Source organism: Streptomyces sp. NPDC048383 (genome assembly GCF_040651775.1).
GTDB lineage: Bacteria > Actinomycetota > Actinomycetes > Streptomycetales > Streptomycetaceae > Streptomyces.
This window is the reverse complement of sequence record NZ_JBEZKS010000059.1, coordinates 1-24,622: the sequence shown is the minus strand read 5'-3', so window position 1 is coordinate 24,622 and position 24,622 is coordinate 1. Positions and strand designations below refer to the sequence as shown.

Annotated in this window: 18 protein-coding genes and 2 pseudogenes; 10 read left to right on the top strand and 10 right to left on the bottom strand. The window is 68.2% G+C overall.

What is annotated here, in order from left to right:
• Positions 1–18 precede the first annotated feature (18 nt).
• The 3 genes from AB0D46_RS31200 to AB0D46_RS31190 all read left to right on the top strand — a co-directional run bounded on the left by AB0D46_RS31200 (position 19) and on the right by AB0D46_RS31190 (position 3,169).
• Complete coding sequence (locus tag AB0D46_RS31200) at positions 19–1,971, top strand: DUF3732 domain-containing protein (RefSeq protein ID WP_362882461.1); 1,953 nt, start codon at positions 19–21, stop codon at positions 1,969–1,971.
• A gap of 169 nt (positions 1,972–2,140) precedes the next feature.
• Positions 2,141–2,374, top strand: a complete 234-nt coding sequence (locus tag AB0D46_RS31195) for a hypothetical protein (protein ID WP_362882459.1) — start codon at positions 2,141–2,143, stop codon at positions 2,372–2,374.
• 75 nt (positions 2,375–2,449) lie between these two features.
• Positions 2,450–3,169 (top strand): HNH endonuclease family protein, encoded by a 720-nt coding sequence (locus AB0D46_RS31190; RefSeq protein ID WP_362882457.1) that lies wholly within the window; start codon positions 2,450–2,452, stop codon positions 3,167–3,169.
• 527 nt (positions 3,170–3,696) lie between these two features.
• On the opposite strand, the gene AB0D46_RS31185 is transcribed toward AB0D46_RS31190, so the two are convergent.
• The 9 genes from AB0D46_RS31185 to AB0D46_RS31145 all read right to left on the bottom strand — a co-directional run bounded on the left by AB0D46_RS31185 (position 3,697) and on the right by AB0D46_RS31145 (position 16,150).
• On the bottom strand, positions 3,697–4,263 hold the full coding sequence (locus tag AB0D46_RS31185) for a hypothetical protein (RefSeq protein ID WP_362882455.1): 567 nt from the start codon (positions 4,261–4,263) through the stop codon (positions 3,697–3,699).
• Between the two features lie 1,264 nt (positions 4,264–5,527).
• A complete protein-coding gene (locus tag AB0D46_RS31180; protein WP_362882454.1) occupies positions 5,528–6,688 on the bottom strand; it encodes a hypothetical protein in 1,161 nt (386 codons plus the stop codon).
• A gap of 79 nt (positions 6,689–6,767) precedes the next feature.
• Positions 6,768–6,896 carry a hypothetical protein gene (locus AB0D46_RS31175; protein WP_362882452.1) on the bottom strand — a complete coding sequence of 43 codons (129 nt, stop codon included), beginning with the start codon at positions 6,894–6,896 and terminating at the stop codon, positions 6,768–6,770.
• 168 nt (positions 6,897–7,064) lie between these two features.
• The gene (locus AB0D46_RS31170) at positions 7,065–7,796 is read right to left on the bottom strand and encodes a hypothetical protein (RefSeq protein ID WP_362882450.1); all 732 of its coding nucleotides are present in this window, start codon (positions 7,794–7,796) and stop codon (positions 7,065–7,067) included.
• Positions 7,797–7,832: 36 nt separating this feature from the next.
• Complete coding sequence (locus tag AB0D46_RS31165) at positions 7,833–8,417, bottom strand: hypothetical protein (RefSeq protein ID WP_362882448.1); 585 nt, start codon at positions 8,415–8,417, stop codon at positions 7,833–7,835.
• Between the two features lie 102 nt (positions 8,418–8,519).
• Entirely contained in the window at positions 8,520–10,460 is a 1,941-nt protein-coding gene (locus AB0D46_RS31160; RefSeq protein ID WP_362882446.1) for a relaxase domain-containing protein, read from the bottom strand.
• Complete coding sequence (locus tag AB0D46_RS31155; RefSeq protein ID WP_362882445.1) at positions 10,441–10,818, bottom strand: hypothetical protein; 378 nt, start codon at positions 10,816–10,818, stop codon at positions 10,441–10,443. Before AB0D46_RS31155 ends, AB0D46_RS31160 begins: the two co-directional genes overlap by 20 nt.
• 707 nt (positions 10,819–11,525) lie before the next feature.
• On the bottom strand, positions 11,526–12,071 hold the full coding sequence (locus tag AB0D46_RS31150; RefSeq protein ID WP_362882443.1) for a hypothetical protein: 546 nt from the start codon (positions 12,069–12,071) through the stop codon (positions 11,526–11,528).
• The gene (locus tag AB0D46_RS31145; protein ID WP_362882442.1) at positions 12,068–16,150 is read right to left on the bottom strand and encodes a polymorphic toxin-type HINT domain-containing protein; all 4,083 of its coding nucleotides are present in this window, start codon (positions 16,148–16,150) and stop codon (positions 12,068–12,070) included. The genes AB0D46_RS31150 and AB0D46_RS31145 overlap by 4 nt, the downstream gene beginning before the upstream one ends.
• Before the next feature lie 475 nt (positions 16,151–16,625).
• Here AB0D46_RS31145 and AB0D46_RS31140 point away from each other — a divergent pair, with 475 nt between their 5' ends.
• The 4 genes and pseudogenes from AB0D46_RS31140 to AB0D46_RS31125 form a co-directional block, all read left to right on the top strand.
• Positions 16,626–18,593, top strand: coding sequence for an FG-GAP-like repeat-containing protein (locus tag AB0D46_RS31140; RefSeq protein ID WP_362882440.1), 1,968 nt, complete (start codon positions 16,626–16,628; stop codon positions 18,591–18,593).
• 262 nt (positions 18,594–18,855) lie between these two features.
• The gene (locus tag AB0D46_RS31135) at positions 18,856–20,397 is read left to right on the top strand and encodes an FG-GAP-like repeat-containing protein (protein ID WP_362882438.1); all 1,542 of its coding nucleotides are present in this window, start codon (positions 18,856–18,858) and stop codon (positions 20,395–20,397) included.
• 87 nt (positions 20,398–20,484) lie between these two features.
• Positions 20,485–21,219, top strand: coding sequence for a hypothetical protein (locus AB0D46_RS31130; RefSeq protein WP_362882436.1), 735 nt, complete (start codon positions 20,485–20,487; stop codon positions 21,217–21,219).
• Positions 21,220–21,259: 40 nt separating this feature from the next.
• Positions 21,260–21,498, top strand: a pseudogene (locus AB0D46_RS31125) (transposase family protein); the annotation flags it as partial.
• 35 nt (positions 21,499–21,533) lie between these two features.
• On the opposite strand, the pseudogene AB0D46_RS31120 reads toward AB0D46_RS31125, so the two are convergent.
• Positions 21,534–21,638: pseudogene (locus AB0D46_RS31120) on the bottom strand (IS5/IS1182 family transposase); the annotation flags it as partial.
• Positions 21,639–21,921: 283 nt separating this feature from the next.
• Between AB0D46_RS31120 and AB0D46_RS31115 the strand changes: the two are divergent.
• The 3 genes from AB0D46_RS31115 to AB0D46_RS31105 are packed head-to-tail and all read left to right on the top strand — an operon-like array spanning position 21,922 to position 24,516.
• Positions 21,922–22,524: a hypothetical protein gene (locus AB0D46_RS31115; protein ID WP_362882434.1), complete on the top strand. Its 603-nt coding sequence runs from the start codon at positions 21,922–21,924 to the stop codon at positions 22,522–22,524.
• A 25-nt stretch (positions 22,525–22,549) separates the two neighbouring features.
• Positions 22,550–23,833 (top strand): sensor domain-containing protein, encoded by a 1,284-nt coding sequence (locus tag AB0D46_RS31110; protein WP_362882433.1) that lies wholly within the window; start codon positions 22,550–22,552, stop codon positions 23,831–23,833.
• Between the two features lie 38 nt (positions 23,834–23,871).
• Positions 23,872–24,516, top strand: coding sequence for a response regulator transcription factor (locus tag AB0D46_RS31105; protein WP_362882432.1), 645 nt, complete (start codon positions 23,872–23,874; stop codon positions 24,514–24,516).
• Positions 24,517–24,622: the final 106 nt, after the last annotated feature.

Sequence of the window (24,622 nt, the reverse complement as noted above, 5' to 3'; positions counted from 1 at the left end):
AGGAGCCCCAGACCCGCCATGCAGCTGCTTGCCCTGGCCCTCTACCACCAAGACAATAGGAAGACCCCCAGGGTCCTGCGGTTCCGCCCCGGCCGGCTGAACATCCTGACCGGCGAGTCCGAAACCGGAAAATCCGGCGTCCTCGCCATCGTCGACTACTGCTTGGGCCGTGACAAGCCCGGGCTACCCGACAACCCCATCGACCGTACCGTCGGCTGGTACGCGCTCCTGACCGAATTTCGTGACGGGCGCCGGATGGTTCTCGCCCGGCCTCGACCGGCTGGCGAGTCCACCACCGAGGCGTTCGTGCGCACCGGAGACCAGACCCTCAGTCTTCCCGGCACCAATGAACTCATCGTCAACTCGAACGCCACCGCGCTGCGCGGCGAAGTCAGCGCACATCTAGGCATCGAGGACTTCCGTTTTCAGCCTCCAGCTGGCGCCGCCCGCTACTCCTTCAACGTCTCGGTAGCCCAGGCCGCCCTGTTCTGCTTCCAGGACCAAGACGAGATCGCGGCGAAGAAGACTCTGTTCCACCGTCAGACCGAACCCGGCATCGAGCAGGCCATCAAGGACGCCCTGCCGTACTTCCTCGGTGCTGCCGGCCCTGACCAAGCCCTGCGGCAGTACCGCCTCGTCGAAGCCCGCCGCGAGCTGCGAGCGGCGCAGCGCAAGCTTGACACGAGTCTGCGACAGCGCGAGGCCTTGGACACCAGTGGCATCGCCTTGCTCAGGCTTGCGCAGGGGGAGGGGCTTCTCAGCGAGGTCCCTGCGGCCCCTGACGCCGCCACGGTGGACTCCCTGCTTCGAAAGGCACTTACCGTCGCGCCCCTCGCTCCAATCAGTTCCGACATCGGTGATCGCCGGCAAGAGCTGAATGAGGAACGTCGTACGCTGCGGGCACAGCTCCAGGAGTTCGACGCTGCCCTGGCCACCGTTGACCGTTGGCAACGCAGAAGCTTCGACTTCACAGGAGAACTCCACCTCCAGGTCGACCGGCTCAAGACACTCGATCTTCTGGGGCCCGAACGGGATCACGGCACAGACGTCTGCCCCATGTGTACCCAACCTCTCGAACATCCGGACCCTGCAGCCCGGGACATTGCGAGGCTGACGAACCGGCTCTCGGAGGAACTGGAGCAGGCCGCCGGCGTTCAGCCCGTCCGTCAGGAGCATCTTCGGGCCCTGCAAGCCCAGAGAGACGGCCTCGCCGAGCGCCTCAAGACCAATGGGTCACTCCTGAAGGAACTCATGGCGAGCGACGAGAACATGTCTCGCCTGCAAGAGCAGCACCTGCGGGCAGCTCACCTTCAGGGACGCATCGCGCAGTCCCTCGCTCATGACCGTGGGCCCACCGACGACGTCAGCCAGCTGCAGAATGCGCTGACATCCGCGCACGACGTCGTAAGCGTTCTTGAAGAACGCACGGCTACCGATGACGTCCCCGCCGAGACGGAGCGGCGTCTCGCTGACATCGCCGCTGACATGACCCCGTGGGCGCGCCGACTCGAACTTGGACAGTCAGCAGAGCCGAACGAAGCAGGCATCAGTTTCAACAAACTCAGCGTGGTCATCCGGCGCCCTCACGACCGTCTACCCCAGGAGCGCGTCGGCAGCGCCAAGAACTACATCGGCTACCACCTCGTAGCCCACCTCGCCCTGCACACCTATCTACGCCGCCACCACAGGCCCGTCCCCAGCTTCCTCGCGCTCGACCAACCCACGCAGGCGTTCTTCCCGGACAAGCCCCGTGACGCCTCCACCGTCCCAGACGCCGACTGGTCCACCGTCACCGAATACTTCCGACTCCTCCAAGACGTCACGGAACTCAACCAAGGCGACTTGCAGATCATCGTTTGCGACCATGCGAATCTGCCCGACGACTGGTTCCAAGAGGCCGTGATCGGCAACTGGAGGCCCAACGGGGACGGCACCCGCAACGCGCTCATCCCGCCAGATTGGCTCACCTGACACTTCGCCAGCGAACCTCCGACGCGTCGGCTCATGCGCAGCGCCGCCTCCGCTCTATAGCCCCCAGGTACAAACTCGTGCCGTGCTTCCCGCCCGGACGGGGCCGCTCCATGGAGTGGTCCCGTCTACCGCCCGGAACCTGTAGGGCGACCCCACGGTTCCCCGGGTCATGAGCGACGAAAGCGTGATCACGATCGAGATCCGAGGCAACGAAAGGGCCGCGCTCGAAGCGGCCCACCGGATCTCGACCCTCTTTCTATCCAGCGGGCCCTGCCGGCTCCGCCGTACGCCCGGCGAGGACGAAGTGCAGGTGCTCGTCCACGCGGACATCGACAGGGGATCGGGAGAGGGCGGCTACCTCGACCCTGATGAGGCGGAGGGCGCAGGCTCGTTTCTGCGGTGAATCCGGCCGTCCGCACGGGTGAGTTGTCCGGCGGGGCCTGTCGGGGCGGGGCTCGGGCCCGCTAGACCCGGCTGTGTGATCAAGAACCTGATGCTGCGCGGTCTGCCCGCGCTCGCTCTCTGTACCCTTCCCGTCCTCGCTGCTCCGGCCGCGCATTCCGCTCCCGCCGCCACGGCGGCACCAGCGGCCACCGGTGTGGCCGGCCCGGCCGGGGTGCGTGCTCCGCTGCCGTTGTTCGAGGCAATCGACCGGCTCCCCGTGGCCGTCGAGCACCGCGAGGGCTACAAGCGGGACCTGTACAAGCACTGGAACAAGGGCCGCAACTCCGGGGACGGCTGCGACACCCGCAAGGAGGTCATCCTCGCCGAAGCCATCGGGGCGCCGCAGGTCGCGGCTGGCTGCAGGCTGACGGGCGGCTCCTGGCGCAGCGCCTACGACAGCGTCGTCGTCTCCGATGCGGCCCGCCTGGATGTGGACCATTTCGTTCCCTTGGCGGAGGTCTACGACTCTGAGCAGGTGCCGTGGTCGGCGGCGCGGCGGGAGGCGTACGCGAACGACCAGGCGTCCCCGGACACGCTGATCGCCGTCTCTGCCGCCTCCAACCGGTCCAAGGCGGACAAGGACCCGGCCGAGTGGCTGCCCTCCGACGCCTCGTACCGCTGCACCTACGCCGCGACGTGGGTCGGCACCAAGCTGCGATGGGACCTGGCCGTCGACGACAACGAGCGTCAGGCGCTCCTCGGACTCGCCGAGGACTGCCCCACCACCACCGTCGTGTACGAGCCCGCCCCGTAACCTGCACGGCCAGGCTGGAGATGCGCTCGGGCCTGGCCGGCCGCCTCGGGCCAGGAGCAGGGGCCTGTACCTGCCCGCCACCCCGCACCGCATGGCCCGCACCCCGGCCCGGGGCGGGGCGTCTACCCGCCCGACGAACAGGGGTGGCGCCGGGTCCGCTACGACGGCGTCGCCATCGGAGTCGCGCACCGCCCTTCCGACATCAGGGTCTTCCTGGCCTCCGCCGGCCTGGAGAGTGCCGAGGACGTGGACCTGACCGATCCCGACTTCGTGGAGTGGAGGGGTGCCGGCCCCGAAGCGTGGGAGCCGATGCCGTAGCGGCCGGGCGGGTGTCCGGACGGACGGGAGACACAAACTCTTCACAGCCTCATCCCTCGGCGCCCCTCACCGCGAGGAGCAGTTGGGTCGCTCCTGCCGCAGAGGGATCGTTTCCGCAGGCGAAGACCTCGCAGAGAGGTCTGCGAAATTCACCCGAGCAGCCGCGCCGCCCTGCCGAACGGCGGCCGGGTGGCGGTGGGCGTGACCACTCAGATGTCGCCGACGGCGAACTGGTCGAGCGTCGCGGGGTAGGTGTTCATGCCGCCCTGCACGCACTGGGTTGCGAGTTCGATCGGGCTGGATGTGGGGCGGCCGGCAGCCTGTGCGGTGCCTCCCGTGAGGGGGCCGGCGGAGACGGAGCCGCCTTCCAGGGAGAAGGACTGCTGGTCGCCGCGGAACGTCGTCTGATCGACGATCGTCCGGCTGCCGTTGCTCCACGTGATCGTCGCCCGGACATATCCCGGCCCGAACGGTCCCGGGCAGACCGCGCTGAGGACACCTTCGAGCCGGACCGTGCCACCGGTGATCTTCGGGTGCGCCGTGGACGAGCAGGCGCCCAGATCACCGTCGGCGGTCAGCCGCACCGTGCTCTTCCTGAACGTGACGCCGGGATCGAACTGCGCGGTAAGGGAACCACCGTCGCAGACGACACGGCCGATGTCGGCCGGGGCTGCGGCCGGGGCTGCGGCCGGGGCTGCGGCCGAGGCCGGGCTGAGAGAGGCAAGAGCGACCACCGCGGTGGTCGCGATCGCCGCCGAGATCACAGGACTGCGCATGTGGGGCCCCGTTCCGCTTCTGAGATGAGGGTGAACCCAACAAGCCAACCCGGTTCCGTACGCGCCGGACGGCGTCCACGCCGGACGCCGCCCTAACACCACCACAAGGGGCGCAGGCGCCACCTGGCGGGAGCTACGGGGAGTTATACGAGAACAGGGCCGATTCCTTGTATTAGAGGCTCAGAAGCGTCAACCGCTGTCCCGAGTTCCACGAGGCCGGGATGCTCGTCTGTGGTGCCCGACCCGATCGACAATCCGTCCGCTCGGAGATCGCGAGCGGCGTCAGAACTCAGTGATGAGAGACAGGGGCGCGGACCACCCACCGGAACACCGCCCGGACCACCCTGGCGAGCGGGCAGGAGGGCCCCGCAGCGGGGGCGGCCGCGGGGGCCGGAGCGCAACGCGGCTGTGGAGCGGGCGGGCGCGGACAGGCTGACGCGGAGCAGCACCCCCCGTCGAACCGCACATATCGCGTACATGGGGCGTACGAATGCGTACAGCCCGCTGGCCTCCGGCCGCAGGCAGCATCACGCCGTGCACACCCCGCACCTTCCGGGGCCCAGGAGGGCCGCACCACACGCAGGACGGATGCGGTTGAACGCAGCCGCGTCGAAGGCGGGCATGCCTGGGACGGGGGTGATCGGGTCAGGGCCGTGTCCGGGCAGGCGTCCGGGTGGGCGCTGCGCACGTGGTCGGCCCCGGCCTCCAGCAGCAGAGCAGTGAGGCGTCCTGCCTCAATCGCGGGGCTCAGGCCCCGGCACGGCTCGCAGCGGGCCGCGTAGAGCGTCGTCATACCCCGAACGCCGCACCTGACGGGCAAGCCGCGATGAGTCTGGTCAGCTGGCGCCTGAACACGGCGGCAAGTCAGCTCTAGGCGTGGCAGATGCCCTTCGTGATCGACGAGGCGAGGCGGACCCGCATCATGGACCGGCAGGTCGTCACGATCCTGCTCGATGCCCTCGCCGCCACCCTCTGGGGCCCCGGCTGCGCCACCACACCGACCCGCCCGAGCTCACCATGCAACGGTCCTGAACCCGGCTACGCGCACCTGGGCAAGCCACCCTGGAGGATGGCTTGCCCAGGTAAGCCTCGGGCTTGCCCAACCGTGTGACCGGTCACGCCGGTCACCGGCGTGACCGATCTACTCCCCGCTATCGGTCAACCCGCACGTCAGCGGCGTGACCGGCCCGTGCAACTCTCTGTGGAGTCAATCGTCGGATCGCTCGCGCCACGGCGCCTACGTCACCTGGACCCTCGAACCTGGTTACTGGGCCAGCTGCTGGGCGTGGTCGAGTGGGGCTTGCGAGGAAGCTTGCCACCAGTTCAGAAGGCAGCCTTGGACGATGTGTCCGAAGGTGTGCAGATGCATGGGCAGGTCCTTGGCCACCCAGGCCGCGTTGCCGACGGCGGCAGCAGTTCCCGATGGACGCTCGTCCAGCGCCGACCCGCTACGCATCGGTTCCTGGCACAACGGGTGCGGAAATGGGACGCCAGCGTGCAGCCTCTCAGACCGGTATCCGTACAGCCGGTCAATGGCCTTCTTCAGCTTGGGCCAGTCCCATTCAACCTGCGCGTACGGCTCCGGCCGGATCGAGGGCGGACCGGGTCGGTACCTTTCCACACATGCCTTGAAACGAGCCGTGGCCTTCACGATGTTGACCAAGTACGGGGCCACAGCTTCAAGGTGGTCCTCACCACCTGCACCAACGAGTTTTGCAGCCAGCTCAGGCATTTCCTGCCTCAGCAGTTCAGCAGCCGGTGTGTCCTTGAGTGTCTGCCGGCCGGCAACAACCTCAATGGCGGACACCAGCAGCAGCCAGGCAAGCTCTGGGTCGGTGTCCGCTACCCAAAGGGCGTCGCGGAAGTGACGGGCAGCCCGAACCAGCGCCACCGCGTCCTCTCGCCCCAAGGCAAGGTAGCGGTCCAACCATCCCTTCAAACCCGCTAGGTCAAACCCCTTGGGTACGGGATAAATCGTTCTGGCACCAGGTGTCCAGTCCGGCACGCGATGGGCGTAGAACTCAGGCGCACCACGGTGCTCCCCTTCCGCCCTGAACGTGCGAACACGGCCGCCGGTACGGAGGCGTATGCCGGCTACCAAGGAGATGAGACAGGCAATCTCGTCGTCCAGCGTGAGGTTCAGCCAGCCCGTGGTGTCTGTCTTGTTCATCGGCTGCACATCGAAGTCAGGAAAATGGTCATCGAGGTGCAGCGCCAGCACTGGGGCCAAACGCCCCGTCTCTGGGAAGCCCAGACAGTTCGTGACGGCGTAGGGATAGCAGGTGACCTCGGAGTCGCCAGTCACATGAGCGTCGGAGTACAGGAGAAACTCGACTCCACCAGTACGCGGGCAACCCCGGTCCGCGACATACCGAGCACTCCAGCTCCAGGGAGCCGAGACATCAAACTTGGCCTCTTCGTCCATTCTCTCAAGGTGCACGGCCCGAGCCCCCGAGACAACGGATTTGCTCGGACGGAGGAATCCCCGCTCACCGGCCGACCCTTCACCCGCCGCCGACACCGCGGGGCGGGTCCAGATGCCTGCTACGGTGACCGCTGTCGTACCGCTCCAGCTTGGCGGCCAGGGCGTAGGACATCGTGCGGTCGATGGAGTCCTCCACTTCAGCGGTCACTCCCCCGCACCCTGGCCGATCCCGGCACCTCCGGGTCGTGCGCCGTGGCCGCGTCCCGACTGTCGGCGCGGCGACTTCGCTATCCATTCCGCAGGACGGTCCCGGTCCTGCGACGCGACCGGTGATCGAAGGACGCCCACGGACGCGCCGTCCGTGGGCGCCCTTCGGTCAGCTGCGCTGCATGGCCTTGAGGTCGGCCAGGCTCAGCTCGTTCGTGCCTCGCTCGGCCGCACCGCTCTGGGTCCAGGCGAGGATCGCAGGGTGTGCTTCCTCGTACGAGGCGTCGGCGGCCGTGTTCTGGCCGTCGCTGTCGGCGAGCTGGGTGAGGTAGGCGGCCAAGGCAGCGGGGCCTCCGCCGCTGTAGCCGACGCTGTACCCACGCCCCTCACGCTGCGGCAGGATCGACAGAACCCCCCTCTCCGTCCGGGCCCAGAACATGCCGTAGCTGATGTGGAAGCGGCTGAAGACGTCGTCGGGACGCAGGGCGAGTGGAGCGAAGGTGCTGTAGCTCCACTCATCCGTGCCACCCTCACCCCGGTGCTTGAAGTGCTCGCCGACGACGGGCAGCCCGAACTCCAGGTCATAGAAGGCACGGCGGCACAAGCAGCCCGAGCCCTTACGTGCCGACGGACTGCTGGGGTCCTCCGTGACGCACGGGTGGAACAGACTCGGGATCTTCGTCCGCTCAACAAGCATGCAGTGCATCGCGTTCGGCTCGCACCGCACCAGCCTGCTCAGCCATTCCTGAACGTGCGGTGTCACGGTCTTATGCGCCTCGATGCCCAGCTCCGCGTTCCGCGAAGAGCAAGCGATACCCAGACGCGGTTCGGTGTAGACGACGAATTGCATGAAGCCCTTCGTCGGGTCGGTCAGGTTCAGGTGGCTGGCCTCATAGGTCAACGTGGCGCTCCAATGCGGACGTGCTGGGGAGGTGGGTCAGGGGACGCGGTGTTCGGGGCGCAGGGTGAGGCCGCCGTACAAGAACTGCTCGGTATCGTCCGGTTCGAGTCCGAGGGCGCGGGCGACTGCGGTACCTTCGTCGTCGCGGACGAAGGCGAGCAGGATCTTGCGGCTGGCGGGGTCGGCCATGGCGCGGCGGGCGGCTTCAACCGTGTGGGCGACGCAGCCGGTGGTGCCGTCTTCGACGGTGCCCCGGCGGGTAGTGTCGTCCCAGACATTCAGCTGGAGGTTGGCGCCCTCGGCGGAGCAGTCCTCCTCGGAGTCCGCGCCCAGGACACACCGCCCGAGCATCGCGGCGTGGGCGTGGCGCTGGAAGTAGACGGCAGTGCCCAGGAGCCGGTCTACCTCCTTCTCCGTGTTCTCGCGTGCCTGCTCGGGGCTGACGAACGAGTTCTTCCGGTCGCGGGGCTGCACCCGGATCTTCAGCGCGGCCAGGCTGCGGGCGAGGTCGTCGGCGATGCTGAGCAGACCCACCAGGTTCACGTCGCCGCGCTGGCGGGGCGGCGGCAGTTCGCCGGGGTAGGTGTCGAGGGGTTCCAGCGGTTCGTGCAGGTCGGTCAAGGTTCCTCCCGTGCCGGGTGCCAACGTCCGATTCTCGATCCGGTCTGCCGGGGCTCGCGGGTGAAGTCGCAGATCGGCCATGCGCTGGCCGGTTGGCGTCGTTCAGCCCACACGGCCCGGCCCCCTGCCTTGATCCGGCTGCGCCGTGGGGTGTCGCTGCTGCTGGCGGACCGCGTCGGCGGCCGGGGCCTGAGTCGCCTGCTTCGTCTGGTCGGCCTGCTCTTCGACCGTGCGGCTGCGGGCTTCGGCCGCGCGGGTGAGCGCGGCGATCCGGGCGAGGTTCTGCGGTGAGGTCATCCACGTCGCGGGGTCTGTCGTGCGGCCTTCCAGGTACTCCTGTGGCATCGCGGCCTGCTGGTGGGCGTGGATGGCGGCTGCTCGCTGCGCCGGGGTCAGGGCGGCGTCCCGGCCTGGGTGGTCAACGGCGTGCGGCGCAGCCTGGTCGTGGTCGTGGTCGGGCGGTACGGCCGGCGCGGCTGCGGACGACGAGGCCGCGGCCGGTGCTTCGTCCCGTACGGCTGGTGGTGCGGTGAGGGCGGCGCGGATCGCGTTCTGCAGGGTGAGGCTGGCGACCCGGGCCCGCTCATACCGGGTCGACTCCCGGGGCGGTTTCCCATCGGTGCCCGCGATCCACCAGCGGGCGGGCCAGGCGAAGTCGGCGGTGTAGGAGAGCTGGTCCGGGGCCGGCGTCCGCCGGCCCTTCTGGGGCACGGTGAGCTGACGGCTGTAGCGCTGGAGAGCGCGGTCGGCGATGTAGCTGTCGATGCCGGGCACGTAGGCGCGGCCGCGCAGGGTCTCCATCAGGTGCCGGCGCGTTTCGGCCAGGACGTGGCGGCGGGCGTAGATGTTGCGCACGGTGAAGACGACCGCGGCGACGTCGACGATGGCGAGCGCGGTGTCCACGCGCGGCCTCACCCGGGCCCGGATCAACTTCCCGGCTGCCTGGCACCGCTGAAGCAGCCCGTCGACCATCCGCTGCTCGAAGTTCAGGAGCGCGGAGACCCTCCACCACGCGAGAAGCTGATCCAGCGGGCGGGGGGTCTTCTTGTCCGGGCGGGTCTCCTGCGCCGCCCACCACGCCAGACCGTGGCGAGCGCGCTCGCCGGGCAGCCGCCCGTACTTCTGGATGTAGTCGTCCGTGATGCCCTCCAGGACGTCCTCGATGCGTCGCCGGCGGGTGGCCGACCAGTCGATGAGCTCCTGATCAATCCCGGCTATCTCCATCACCGGGCGAAGACCCGGCGTCACCTCCCGAGGCACCGTCGCCAGCCCGAGCTCCTCGCACACCTCGGTCGTCATCTGGAGGGTGTAGAGCGTCCCGGCCGCCACGACGTGCTGGTACAGGCGGACCGTGTCCAGCGCGTACCAGGAGCCGTCCGGGCGCTGCGCCCGGTTGGCGATCAGGCAGTGCTCATGAAGGAGGCCTGCGTCGAAGCCGACCGGCACGCTCCCCCACCGTTCCCAGTCCATCACCGTGAGCGGGGCACCGCTGAGGTTGGCCCAGTGGAGGTCGCCGTGCTCGGTCACCCGTTCGATGGGGTCGGGGGCGTCGATGCCGAGGAAGAGCGGGAAGGAGCGGCGCATCCACAGCGTCCGGACCGTCTCCCGCTCAGTCGCCACCCCGGCCAGCACCTCCAGGGCCTGGTGCAGCTCCTCCCACCACCCGTCGGTCAGGCCTGGGTCGGTGAGGAGTTCAGGGGTGTTCTGAGAGATGACGGGCTGGGGCATGTAGGAGATCAGGTCGGCGTCGTAGGTCCAGCCGTCCTTGGTCCAGCGAACCGTGGCATGCAGGCGAGGGCGCGGTACCGCGTCCGGGAGGTTCTCGGCACCGATGATGCCCTCATGCGGTAAGCGGGTGGCAACGCGGTCGTCGGAGGTGGCTTCTACGCGGAGCCAGTGGTCGGTGCCCGCGCGGGAGCTGATGGTGCGGCCGTTCCAGCCCCACGCACACGGCGGGCTGGTCGCGGTGGAGAGACGGTTCCCCGCTTCGACATGCGCGGCCTCCATCCGCTGTCGGGTGGCGTCATCGGGGGGCGAGTACATCGAGCACCTTCCTGAGTTCCGTGTCGGTCAGCGGGTCGTCCAGGGCCGATACGGCGGTGTCCCAGTGCTCCGGAGTGCTGGCCGAGACCAGCAGGACGTCCAAGCTCGGGCAGGAACCGGCCGCGAGCAGGCACGCGGTAGCAGGGTGTGCGCCGGGCCAGATCAACTCAACCAGTTCGGGCGTGATCAAATCCAGGAGTTCCCCGCCGTGCAGGGGAGCGGAGGCGAAGGTGAGGAGGCCGGCCGAGCGGGCCTGGACCAGGGGGCCGCGGCCGTCGAGAGCGCGGGTGATCGGCTGGGCCATTACCAGGCTGACCGGCTGCTGGACGGCGGCGAGGGAGTCCGGCGCCGGCAGCATCGGCCGGACGTTGGCACGCCGTCGGACCCGGAGCCAGTGTCGCCTACTCCCAGGGCGGGCCACAGGGGGGCACGGGAAAGGTGCCTTGCTGCGGGCGGCGGGGCGCCATTCAGGTCGGTTGCCTCCCGCAGCAGGACGGTGGCTTCTGCGGCGGCGATCGCCTGCGCCTGGTAGGCCTGTGCGCGGTGCCAGGAGGCTGCGGCCTCCACCGCCTCCACCGCCTCCACCGCCTCCACGAGAGCCAGTATCAGGGCGAGGACGACCGCGGAGCCGCCGCCCTGGGCAGCGCGCGGTGCGTGTTCCAACGCCCGGGTCGAGGCGCGCCAGCCGGCACGGGCGCAGCCTTCGAGAGAGCGGGCGCCTGGGGCGCGGGCGGCCTGCTCGAAGGCGTCGGCCGCCGCCTGGACACGGGCACGGACCGGGGCCGCAAGTATGGCCGTGCCCAAGACGAGACCCCGGTCCTCCTCGCCCTAATCGCGGAACCGCTACCCGGCGTTCCAGCCGGTCCCTCGCCGCACCCGCAATCAGCCACGACACCGCAACGGCCCGCCGGATGTGTCGGCGGGCCGTTGCGGCGAGGCTAGGCGAACGCGGTGGTGGGATCAACCGGTCCGACCCGGCCCGCCACGTCGACTAAGTGCATCAGCCCTGCATTGCGAACCTTGCGACTTCTCGCAGGGGAGATCTCCGTGATCTGGGAGACCCGGTCAGGGGAGAATGGGGTAGATGTCCGCCCACTCACGCAGAAGGCGTTCGCCGCTGTCTCCTACCGGAAGGAGCTTACATATGGCGAGAGTTGGCCGGAGGAGCATTTTCGTCTCACGGAGCAGCTTGATTGTTTTTACATCAAGGCTTTTCCAGACTTGCCCCAATTTACGGGCTTGCGCTGCAGGCAGCGGCACCTCTCCGATGAAGAGGGTGACCTGATGGTGCGGGTCCAGCAGCGGGATGCTGTCATTTACTGGAACGCGCAGCAAAAGAACATCAGACAGATTCAGCCTACGAATCACCTCTTCTCGTTTTGACATCTCCTGGACTTCGACGACGCGATTGAAGATCGCATCCATTGCGGCAGATAGGATCCCCCATTCACCTGGCTCTACCTTGCTCGCGCCAGCGATGACCTCTGCTGCGGAATAGCCGAGGAGTAGACGCAGCTGGTTATTCGTCAAATCCTGAAGGGGAGATTTATCCGAAAGGATTAGACGCGAGAGAGGTAGCGCGTTGAGTGAAGTCAATTCCTCAAAGCTCAAGGGAAGGTCACTCCAGCTCGAGCGAACGCATCTCTACCGAGTTTCAAGCTTTCCGATGACGGTTTGAAGTGCCCGCTATGGTTGTTTATATCGACTCCGAAGTAGGCGCCATGAGAACCCACTACCATTGCTTCACCTGCGGCAAGAACAGGCTCGCCCCGACTCAAGACGGTGTGGAATATCTCCTGCCCCTGAACCATCTTGGGAACAACGACAAGCCGCCCGTCTTGCAATACGGCCCACTTGATGAGTTCCCCATCGATCGCGCGGTCAAATTCAGGACTTCCCGGTTCAGACGGCGATATCCCTAGATTTTCCGCACTGCGAAGTTCCTTTTCCAGGACTTTAGGCATCCGGTTGGGGAAAATGCATGGCGAAGTATTGTGTACGAGGACGGGCGTCCGCCCGAAGAGAACATAGTACGTGTGAAGTTCGTTCACCGTAAGGTTGTAAGCGCTCTGGCGGCCCTTCCAGCGGAGCACCTCACTGATGCGCACGGCAGCGCCCTCGTAAGTACGCAGGGAATCGCCAGGATTCAGCTGCTGCGCGTCCGTCCACTTGGAAGCGGAATTAGACCAGAAAGGATGATGGTCAGTTGATGTTACAACTCCGCCTCCGCCTGAAGCATCGAGGGTGATGGTCGTGAAATCACGATCGTCCGGAGTGTGGATTGTCGCATCTACGCGCCGGGGTCCATGAAGTCCAGAAGCGGGATCGGCTGCCTGAACCTGGTCACCAGTCTTTATTTTCTCAATTGGCCGAGTTGATCCGTCTCCCAGGAGAACAAGAGTTCCGGCCGGGAAGCTGTTCTTACTTGCCGAGCATGGAGGAAGTTTCTTCCAGTACCTTGCGAGGTTTTCGTAGACTTCTTTTGCTCTGGGGCCGAGCCTCTCCGCGTGCTGTGCCCACTTGGCCGGTGTGGTCGCCCATCCTGCGAAGGGGATCATCGAGGCGCAGGCGAGTGCTGCGTCTGTCCAGAGGTTTTCGCCACCTGTGGGTGTGAAGTGGTCGATGACTCCTTCGATTGCATAAAGCGCGCAGCTTGCGCCGTCCGCCGGTTCCCCGATTACAGGAATCATGCCGAAGAGGTCCAGAGACGCATGAGTCAAGTCGATCATGAATCGACCGTCTTCGGGGTTAGTGATGCCGTTCATGGACAGGGCTATCCTGGCCCAGCGAGGGAGACGATCGAAGGGGTCGTCCGGGATGTTGAGCGATGTAAGCCTGAGGGCTTCCTGCACGTTCTCGAGGAACTGGTCGACCAGGTAACGGTCGAGGGTGGCGTGGTATTTCCCTTCGGCCTCTTTGGCGCTCATGCCCGCGTTCAGGGCCGAGTTGCGGGCGGACTCGGCTGCCTTGTAGGCGCTTTCGGCGTAGCCGACTGCGGCGACGTAGCTTCCCCGGGCGGACGCCGCCGAGGTTTCTGCGCTTCTCGCGCTGCGTGCTGCCTGGTTTTCTGCATTCCGGGCGGTGGCCGCTGATGCACGTGCTTCGGCGGCGGACTTTTCCGCGCGGTTCGCTGACTGCGTGGCCTGGGTGGCGTAGGTGTCGGCCTGGTTCGCGTAGGAGTCCGCCTTCTGGGCATGGCCGGCAGCTACGTCGGCGTGTCCTTGGGCAGTGGCTGCCGTCTTCGCAGCTTCGAAGGCATTCCTGAACGCGGTGGCAGCGACGCCACTTGCCTGCGCGATGATGCCCTGAACCTGCGCGATGTGCGCCGCGTTCAGCTGGTCACGACGCTTGGCACGGTACTGGCCGGATTCGATGAAGGCCATCAGATGGGTGTCAGGGCTGGCCAGTGCGGCTTCCGCTGCGGCCTTGACCTCGGGACCGCCTCCGTCTGACAGGCGGACGGCGGCGACGCGGTAGTCCTCAATCCGCGCCCGGTGCTGTTTAGCGGTGAGGAAGTCGGTGAGGGCTTTCGGATTAGGGTCGGCAAGGGTCGCCTTGACTGCGTCCTTGACACCCTCCCCACCTGCATCGCCGATCCGGGTGACCTCAATGCGCTGGTCAGGCACAGCGGCCTGGTACTGGCCGGTGGTGAGGAAGGCGTCTACCCGAGCGATGTCGCCCTTCAATGCAGCCGCGGCCCCAGTGCGTACGTCGTCGTAGGGGGAGTCCTGCGAGAGGCGGTTGACCTTTTCACGCTTGTCCTGATCCTCGGCCTTCTTCCAGCCGGTGCGGGCGTACTCGACGACGGCCGCATTGTCGCCGGTTAGGGCAGCCTCGGCGGCAGTACGGCTCCATGACCCGCGGGCCTGCATGGCGGTCAGCGCCATCTTGCGTCCGGCGGCCGCGACCTGTGCTGCGTCGGCGCCAGGCTGGGCTGCCTGCTGCGCTAGCTGAGTGAAGCCGGCGTCCAGTTTGGCCGCTTCCTGCTGGAGGCGGGCAGCAGCAGCCGTGGTGAGGTTGCTGGCCTCCTTGGCGTCCCTGGCCTCATTGACGGATGCATTGGTGCGCTCGGCGACTTCTTCAGCCTCGGCCTTGCGAGCTGCTTCCTGAACAGACTGTGCCTGCTTCACCGCGGTGTCGGCGGCAGTAGCCGACACGAGGGCCTGATCGGCGTTGATCTTTGCGGCGTTGGCAGCCGCTTGAGCGTTGCCCGCGTGTTCTCCTGCTTTCCTAGCCGCCGCAGCCGCGTTACGGGCGTGGCCTGCGGCCGAACGGGCTGCGTCACGCGCCTGGCGAGCGGCCTTAATGGCATCGGCCGCATGCCCCTGGGCAGCGGCGGATGCGCGCCGCGCCTCGCCTGCGTAGCGGCGTGCCGAGGCCGCTGCCGACGTTGCCTGGTCGGAGTTGGCGCCTGCCTGCTTGGCCCAGTTCCCGGAGGTTTCAGCGAAGCCGGCGGCGGCTTCCATGTCGCCGATCGCATTGATCGATGCCAGGAGTGAGGTGTTGGCCGCTTCGAGCGTCTTGGCCATCGCCTCAGCCGAGTCGGCGATCTTCTCCGCGTGGGCGGCAGCCTCGAGGGCATGATTTGCAATGGTTTCGTTGACCTTGCCAGAGGCGGCGGCGTTCCATGCCTCGGTAGCGGCGTGGGAGGCCTGCAGTGCCGCGTTGGCGGCGTTGTATGCGGCGATTGCGGCAGTCTGGGCGGCTGCGTTCGCGGCGCGGGCCGCAGCGATGGCTGACTTCGCGGAGGCGGCGGCGCGTCGGGCTGACTCTGCAGCCCGGCGGGAGGCATCAGCGGCCTTGGCGGCGTCGTTCTTTGCGAGTTCGGTCTCGCGTGCAGCCTTGGCGGTCTCCTGCTTGGCCAGGTCGGCGGAGGTCTTGGCCTTCGCGGACTCTTCCTCGGTGCTCTTCCTGGCCTTTTCGGCCGCCGCGCCGGCGTCGGCAGTCTGCTTGGCCAGCTGGCCGATGGTGGCGTGTTCCTGGTCTTGGGCCCGGGCGATGTGCTGCCCGTAGGTGAGGAAGTCCCGAACTGCTTCGATGCCGGATCGAAGGGCCTCAGCGGCCGCTCGCTTGGTGGCGGGGCCGCCTGCGGATTCGATCTGCGTCACGCGAACGCGGGCATCATCGTCACGCTCTTTGTACTGGCCCTCGCTCAGGAAGGCGCGGATTCCGTCGATTGAGCCGCGCATCGCGGCGTCGCCGGCTTCGTGGATGCCGGGGCCACCGGCGTCGATGATGCGAGTCGCCTGGACGCGTTCATCGTCGGCGAGCGGCTGTTTCCAGCCGTCCTTCATGAATGCCGCGAGGTCTTGCGGGGTGCCTGCCAATGCCTTGGAGGCGGCCTCGCTGAGGCCGGGGCCCGCGTCGGTGACGAGTTTGAGCGCAGCCTCGCGCAGGTCGAGTTCCTCGGCGACCTTCTGACCGCTCGTGAGGTATTGGCGGATCTGCTCGTCGTTGCCGGACAGCGCCGTGCCAGCGGTGGACTTGACGGCAGGGCCGCCTGTCTTCCAGTGCTGGAGTACCTGCTGGCGGTCGGTCAGTGGGGGGACAGTCGGCCCCTCGGCGGCGGCGGGCGCTGCCGATATCAGTCCGGCTAGCAGTGCGAGCGGGAGCAGGCCGCGGGCGGCGCTAGCGGCACCTGCGGCTCCTCTGCCCCGGGCTCGTGCCCAACGGTCTTGGGTATGACGCACGAAGAAGTTCCTCTTGCTGGTCTGTGGATGCCGTGCGGCGCGCGAGAACTTCCCGAGTGCCGGAGGTGGTGGCGTCGTTGCCGGTCGGCGCCCGCGGAACGGGCTTGCCGCCTTCTGTGATTCGGCGTCCCCAGGCCGAAGGCGACAGGCCCTTGCCGGGTTCTCGACCCAGTACGGCTCTGCTTGAGCATGGACAGAGATCCGCTTGGGGACCGGATGGTTGCAGTGGAGAAAACGATCTTTATCTCATCGTTACCTGGAGGTGCCGTGCTGACAGCTGCGACGTACCTCGATGATCGTCAACCGGAGGCATGTGGCTATGCTGCTCGATGGCCCCCAGGCAAAATCCGCTGCCCGCAACGACGCGGCACGGCCTCCCATTTCCTGGCGCACCCCGATCGTTAAACAGCGGGGGCACTGTCGTGAAAGTGAAGCAAAACCAGTGCGCATACGCAGATGGCTGCCCGCAGCTACCGTGACCGCGGCCGTCGTCATCGGTACGCCCGTCCCGCTCGCCGCGGCAGTCGAGACGCCGCCGGCCAACGCCGGCGCTCCCCATGCGGTTGACGACGGGGCCTACCCCTACAGCGACGACATCCTGGCGGCCACGGGCGCCAGCCTCATCGCTGGCGACGGCAACATCAACCACACCAGCTGCACTCCCGGCCAGTACCAGATCATGGTCTGGGCGAGGCACCTGAAGACGGCCGAATCCACGATCTGCTTCAGGGCCGCCAACACGGGCTACCTGTCCGTCAACATCCCGCGTGCCTACCGGATCGAGACGATCGACCGGGACATCAAGGCCAACATATCCGTCGACGGCAGCACGCAGTCCCTGGCCTTCCCCGCGGGCAGCAGCGAGGCTATCGGCGAGGGGCAAGCCAATGACCCCGAGCGAGCAGTTCTGTTGGAGATGCGGGTCACTGGGTCCAAGTCCCCTGTCTCCCAGCCGCCGACCGGTGAAAATCCGCTGGCGTTCGCCGGCAAGCTGAACATCGGTGACACCCGGTCCTGCACCGCAACGCTGGTTGACCCGCGCTGGGTCCTTACTGCCAAGAGCTGCTTCGCCGACAAGCCGGCGGAGAGTATCGATGTGGCTGCCGGCGCTCCGAAAACCAAGACTGTCCTGACCATCGGTCGCTCCGACCTCGCGACGAGTGGCGGGCACACGACCGACATCGTGGAGCTCGTGCCGCGCCCGGACCGGGACCTGGTCATGGCTCGCCTCGACACGCCCGCCTTCACCATCGCCCCGGCACCCGTGTCGGCTAAGGCACCCGTCACGGCCGAAGCGCTCACCACGGCCGGCTTCGGCCGCACGCGTGGCGAATGGGCGCCCAGTAAGATCCACACCGCCGCATTCTCCGTCGGCGCCGTTGCGGCGACGGGCTTCGACACGACCGCCAAGACTCCGACCGACGCCACCGTCTGCAAGGGCGACGCCGGAAGTGCTGTAACGCGGACCGAGAACGGGAAAGCCGTGCTCGCCGCCGTAACCAGCCGCTCCTGGCAGGGCGGCTGCCTCGGCAGCACAGAGACCCGTACCGGGGCTTACAACACCCGCGTCGATGATCTCGGTCCCTGGATCGGCGAGCAGCGTTCGCGGAGCTCTGCCGCGGTGAACGAGGCCGGCGGCAGCAGCAGGGTCCGTTGGGCGGACTTCGACGGTGACCGCAAGCCGGACTACATCAGCATCGCTGACAACGGCGCCGTCTCCGTGTGGCTGAACCGTGGTGGCGACGGCGCTGGCGGGTGGACGGAGCTCGGCCAGGTCGCGGTGGGCACCACCACCGACCGCAGCCGCGTGCGCCTGGCGGACTTCGACGGCGACGGGAAGTTCGACTACCTCGTCATCAACCCCGACGGCACCGTTAAGGCATGGCTCAACCGCGGCGGCGACAAGGTCGCACCGTGGAAGGAGATCGGCCAGGTCGCCACCGGCGTGACCGCCGACGTCAGCAAGGTCCGCTTCGCCGACTGGGACGGCGACGGCCGCACGGACTACATCGTGTTCAACGACGCCAACAATTTCAACGTCTACCTCAACCGCGGCGGCGACAGCGTCGCGCCGTGGCAGGGCATCGGCAAGGTCACCACCGCCACCAACGACCGCACCCGAGTCCGGTTCGCCGACAGCGACGGTGATGGCAAGGCCGACTACTACGTCGTCAAGGCCAACGGCGGGGTCGATCTCTACCTCAACCGCGGTGGCGACGTCGTCGCCAACGGCTGGCAGTGGGTCGGACAGATCACCACTGGTGCGACCACCGACCACACCAAGGTCCAGTTCGTCGACTTCACCGCCGACACCCACGCCGACTACGTCCTGGCCGACAAGGACACGGCCGGCAGCGCTACCGTCTACCGCTGGAACGGCGGCGACACCTCCGGCCCCAACGGCTGGACCAACATCGGCAAGGTCGCCTACGGCGGCGTGTGATCCCCGGCCCGCCGTAAGTCACACCCAAGGGTGACCACGCTCGCTTGGCAGCCCGGACAGGGCCTGCCAGGCGGCCGTGCACCTGTCAGCCCACCCGTCATCTCGGCTCACGTGGTGACGGGCGAGCTTGTTCACGGGCCGGGCGCACAGCAGGCGCCCGGCCTTCCCCATCCTCCGGCCCGCACGGAGGCCAAGCGCCCCTTGGCCTCCGCGTCCAGGCCCGCTCTACCGAAGGCCAAAGACTGTCGTGACAAAACGCATCGTGTCCCTGAGCATCACCATCGTCGGAGCTCTGGGCCTCCTCGGCCTGGGCGGCGGGACGGCCGCCGCTGCGCCGCAGCCGGCACCGCCTCTGATCAGGATCATGCCGCTGGGCGACTCCATCACCGCCGGTGTCGGCAGCTCTCAGGGCGCCGGCTACCGCTCCCCCCTGTGGGACCTGATGAGCGGCCAGAACCGCTACACCGCGGACTTCGTCGGCTCAGGAACCTCCGGCAGCGTCCAGGACCCGGACAACGAGGGCCACAGCGGCTGGACCATCGACGGCATCCGGTCCGGCATCGACCAGTGGCAGACCGCCGCAGACCCGGATGTGGTGCTGCTGCATCTGGGCATCAACGACCTGCGACACCACGGCGCGGACCCCCTCACGGCCGCGGCCAACCTGTCGGCGCTCGTCGACCGCATTCAGGCGAACCGGCCCGGAGTGGACATCATCGTCCAGGGCCTCCTCACGGAAACTCCCGGACTCGAGCAGCAGACCAGGGACTTCAACGCCGCCGTCGCCGGCGAGGAAGCCGGCCGCCGAAGCCGCGGCGAGCACTTCCGCTACGTCGCCCCGCCGCGGCTGGACGTGGCGGCCGAGCTGCCCGATCAGTTGCACCCCAACGACGCCGGCTACCGCAAGATGGCCGCTACCTACCATGCCGGTATCGAGCAGGCCGTCACCGACGGCTGGGCCACCCGGCCGCGCGTCCCGCGGGCCGGAACCGAGGCCGGTGGCTCCGGAAGCGTGCGATGGGCCGATTTCGACGGCGACGGACGTCCAGACCGGCTCACCATCGCCGACGACGGCAAAGTACGCGCCCGGCTCAACCAGGGCGGCCTCCCCGGCGGAGGATGGAAGGCCCTCGGCACCGTAGCCTTGGGAACGACCACCGACCGCGGCCGTGTCCACCTCGCGGACTTCGACGGCGACGGCCGCAGCGACTACTGGGCCGTGAACACCGACGGATCCGTCAACGTCCACCTCAACAAGGGCGGTGACACCGGCGGCGGATGGACAGACCTCGGCAAGGTCGCCTACGGGACGACGAACCGGCCCGAACAGGTCCGCATCGCCGACTTCGACGGAGACGGCAAGGGCGACTACCTCACCATCTCCGAGAACGGAGCCGTCCACGCCTACCTCAACCGCGGCGGTGACAAGGTCGCCCCGTGGCAGCCGATGGGCCAGGTCGCCTACGGAACCACGAGCGAGCGCAGTCGCATCCGCCTCGCCGACTACGACGGAGACGGACGAGCCGACTACTGGACCATCAGGCCCGACGGCAGCCTCACCACCCACCTCAACCGCGGCGGCGACGGCCACGGCGGCTGGAAGCCCCTGAACCAGACAGCCACCGGAACAACCACCACCCAGGACCGGGTCCACCTCGTCGACTTCAACGCCGACACCCATGCCGACTACCTCCTCACCACCCCGACGGGCAGCACCACCGCCTACCTCTACAACGGAGGCGACTCCTCCGGCCCCAACGGCTGGACCCACATCGGCACCATCAACGACAACACCGCGCCCTAAGGGCTGTCCCGTAATGATCAAGGAAGAGTGCGGCTCCGCCCTCTGGCTAGTTGACACCGGGGGCTCCGGGAGCGGTTGAATGCCGTGGTGACGGACTGGACGCAGGTGGTGGACGCCCACGGGGAGACTGAGCGAGTGCCGGTGCTTCTCGATCTGGTCGAGCGCGAGGAAGCTCCCGAGGCATGGGAGGAGCTTTGGGATCGTCTATGCCTGCACGGTGAGACTGTCTCGCCGGCGAGCTTTGCCGCTCTGCCCCGGTTGGCGGACCTGGCCCCCGCAACTGCGCAGGCTCTTGAACTGGCGGGCGCCATCGCGCGCGGTACTTTGCAGCATCCTGACGGGGAAGTCCTGCTCGCGGACCGTCCAGAGGTGCTCAGCCGACTGCGCGACCTGGCGGACCAGCGACTGCGGAGCCGCCCTGCCGAGTACCACCGGGTCTTCGGTGATCTGCTCGCGCTCGCGGGGCAGTACCACTGGAGTGCCGCCCTGGAGAACTTCGCCGACGACTTCTACACGGTGTCCTGTCCGCACTGCGTGGCGGAGGTGACCATCGCGATCGGGGACTACGGCTTCTACTCGGCCATCCGCGACTGGGATCGCGGCGACGTCGAGCGGCGGGAGCTGCTGCCGGCCCAAGTCGAGAGGCTTCCCGACCCCGGCCGCTGGATGCACGCCACTGCGGTCCGCGACGGGCAACAGCGCATCGCGGAGGGCATCAGGCACCTCTTCGGCCGTGCTGAGTGCCCGACTTGCGCCAGTGTGTTCAGCGTCGCGGACGCCTACACGAGCGCGAACCTTCCCCCAGCACTGGAAACTGCCTGAGCTGGGGAAAGGCGTGATCTTTGCCTGCCATGATCTTGGTATGGCTGGTGTGATCATGGCTCGGAGCCTTCGTGGATAGTCCCGTTTACCGGGCTGAGCCCGCAGCTCTTCCGCAAGCTGATCACCGTCCTTCGCCGTGAGGGCGCGGACGAGGTCCGCCGGGGGCGCCCGTGGTCACTGTCGCTTGAGGATCGGGTCCTGCTTGTGGCCGTCTACTGGCGAACCAACCTGACGCTGCGGCAGATCGCGCCCCTGTTCGGCATCTCGAAGTCCGCGGCCGAGTTCACGATCTCCCGCATCGCGTATTTGCCCTAGTGACCGCTGGCCGAAGGATGCCGGGCCTTCCACGCCGCGATCACCGGCTCGGTCAACGCCCACTGCTCGTCCGACAAGTCGCTGGGGTAAGGCTCTCGCTCCATGCGCCGCATTTCAGCATGGGCATGCCCAATAGGTGGTAGACGTGACGATCAGTACCACGATCGAGTGATCACGAACCAAGGAAGATCGGACTTAACGCCCACTCAGGGAACGCCGGGCGGGCTGGATTGAGTGGGGAGGGCTGGATTGGGACGTCGGACGGGCTGGATTCAGGTGATGGTTCGGTTTGCCCCACCCCCGGGTTCCGTGCCTGCACCATCGTTCGGGAGGGGGGTCGGCGGGACGCTTGAGGGGTCGCGTTCTCCCTAGGAAGTGGTGGTTCTCATGGCTACGGCAACCCTCGCAGCCCGTACCCGGCCGGTCTGGCGGAGCATGCTGCGTGCCCCGTTCACCGGTGAGACCTGGCGCCGCGCGGCGTACCTCCTACTCGCCCTCCCCGCCGCGGTCCTCTGCCTCCCCCTCGCCCTGATCGGCAGCCCGGCCGCAGGCCGCATCCAGCGCTCCCTGGCCCGGCGACTGCTCGGCGCCGACGTGCCGGAAGCGGATCGAGCGAGCAAGCCGCTGGCTCTCGCGCACGCCGTGCTCACGTTGCCGCTGAATCTCATCGCGACGGTCGTCACGGGCTACTTCTGGTTCGTCATGCTGATCAACCTCGGCTATCCGCTGCGCCCCGACAGCGACAACTACGCGCACTCCTGGGGCGGCCCCACGCTCGCCGGCGCCTGGGCCGTGCATCTGCTCGGCGGCACCGTGCTCGTCGGGCTCGTGATGCCGTGGATCATCAAGGGCTTCACCAAGCTGCAGGCCCGACTGGTCCGCGCCTTCCACGGGGCGGGCCGGGAAGGGCTGCGCAGCTCGGCGGCGATCGCGCTCGCCGTGGCCGCCGGGTGCGTGCTGCTGTCGATCCCGGTCATCCACCAGCTCTGACCCCACCAGCTCTAGGTTGAACCCCATGCCGCACGTCCGAGCCCTCGCCGCCGCCCCCTTCACCCGGCGGGCCCTCACCGCCCTGATGTACACGGCCCTCGCGCTGCCCCTCGCCCTAGTGTCGTTCGTGCTCGTCCTGCTCGGCCTGCTGCTCGGCGGGGTGCTCACCGTCACCGCGCTCGGGCCCTGGCTGATCGCGGGGACCGTGCGCGGCGCGCTGGCCCTCGCTGAGGTGCAGCGGAGGCTCGCCCGGGGGCTGCTCGGGCTGGACATCGAGACCCCGCAGCGCCGCACCGAGGCGCCGGGAGCGTTCGGCTGGCGGCGGGCGGTCCTCGGGGACCGGGAGGGCTGGCGGGCCGTCGGGTGCGCCCTGGCCGTGCCGTTCACGGCCGCACTCGCGCTGGGCGTCGCCGTGTTCACGTACGTATACGGCGTGATGTTCGTGCTGCACCCGCTGCTGAAGAACTGGAACTACCACCTCGTCCGCGACCCCGACGGCAGCACCCGGCGGGTGTCCCTGGAAATCGCGAACATCCAACTCGACAGCTGGCCACGCTGGTTGGCCGTCGTCGCGGCTGGCGCCGCGCTGCTCATGGCCGCCCCCTGGCTGCTGCACTATGCCCTGGTCCCGCACCGCATGGTCCTGCGCACCCTCCTCGGCTCCGACCGGACCGAGCGCCGCATCCGCACCCTGGAGGAGACCCGCGCGCACGCCGTCGACGACGCCGCGGCCACCCTGCGCCGCATCGAGCGCGACCTCCACGACGGGACCCAGGCCCGCCTCGTCGGCCTCGGCATGCAGCTCACGATCATCCGCGAACTGCTCACCGCCGATGCCGACCGCGAGCGGGTACTCGCCGTCGTCGACACCGCGCAGGGCAGCGCCACCCAGGGCGTCGCGGAGTTGCGCGATCTCGTACGCGGCATCCATCCGCCCGTCCTCGACCAGGGCCTCGACACCGCCCTCGCGACCCTGGCCGCCGACAGCGCCCTGCCGGTCACCCTCACCGCGGACCTCCAAGGCCGTGCCTCGCCGGCCATCGAGTCCATCGCCTACTTCTGCGCCGCCGAACTCCTCACGAATGTGATCAAGCACAGCGGGGCGCGGGCGGCGGAGGTCGACGTGACGGGCGCGGACGGCGAACTCCGGCTCGTCGTACGGGACGACGGGTGCGGCGGAGCGGCGGTGGGCGGCGGCAGTGGCCTGCGCGGGCTGCTCGACCGGGTGCGTACGGTCGACGGCACGCTGACCTGCGCGAGCCCGGCCGGCGGGCCTACGATGGTCACCGTCGTACTCCCGTACTCCTGACTGCCGCCGCCGGCGGTCACCGCCGACCGTGAGGGCCCATGCGTATCGTCATCGCCGAAGACTCCGCGATTCTGCGTGACGGCCTGGTCCAACTCCTCAGCCTGCGCGACCTGGAGATCGCCGCCGCGGTCGGTGACGCGGACGCCCTGCGCGCGGCTGTCGCCGAACACGCTCCGGACGCCGCCGTGATCGACATCCGCCTCCCGCCGACCCAGACCGACGAAGGGCTCCGCGCCGCTGTCGACATCCGTCGCGCCCACCCCGGCACCGGCGTACTGATCTTCTCGCAGTACGTCGAGACGAAGTACGCCGCCCAGCTCATCGGCGACGGCGGCGCGGGCGTCGGCTACCTTCTCAAGGAACGCGTCGTCGACATCGGCGAGTTCGTCGACGCCCTGCGGCGCGTGGCCGCCGGCGGCACGGCCCTCGACCCCGAGGTCGTCGCCCAGCTCTTCGGCGCCAGCCGCCGCGCCTCGGCCCTGGACGTCCTCACCCCGCGCGAGCGCGAGGTGCTGTCGCTCATGGCGGAGGGCCGGGCCAACCAGGACATCGCGGCGTCCTTCGTGGTGTCGGAGCGAGCGGTGGAGAAGCATGTGGCGAACATCTTCGCCAAGCTGGATCTGCCCCCTTCGGGGAGCGGCCATCGGCGAGTCCTCGCGGTGCTGCGGTACCTGGACGCGTAGCGGCGGGGGGGGGGGGGGCCCCCCCCCCCCGCCGGGGGGGGGGGGGGGGGGGGGGGGGGGGGGCCGCCCCCCCCCCCCCCCCCCCCGGGCCCCCCCCCCCCCCCCC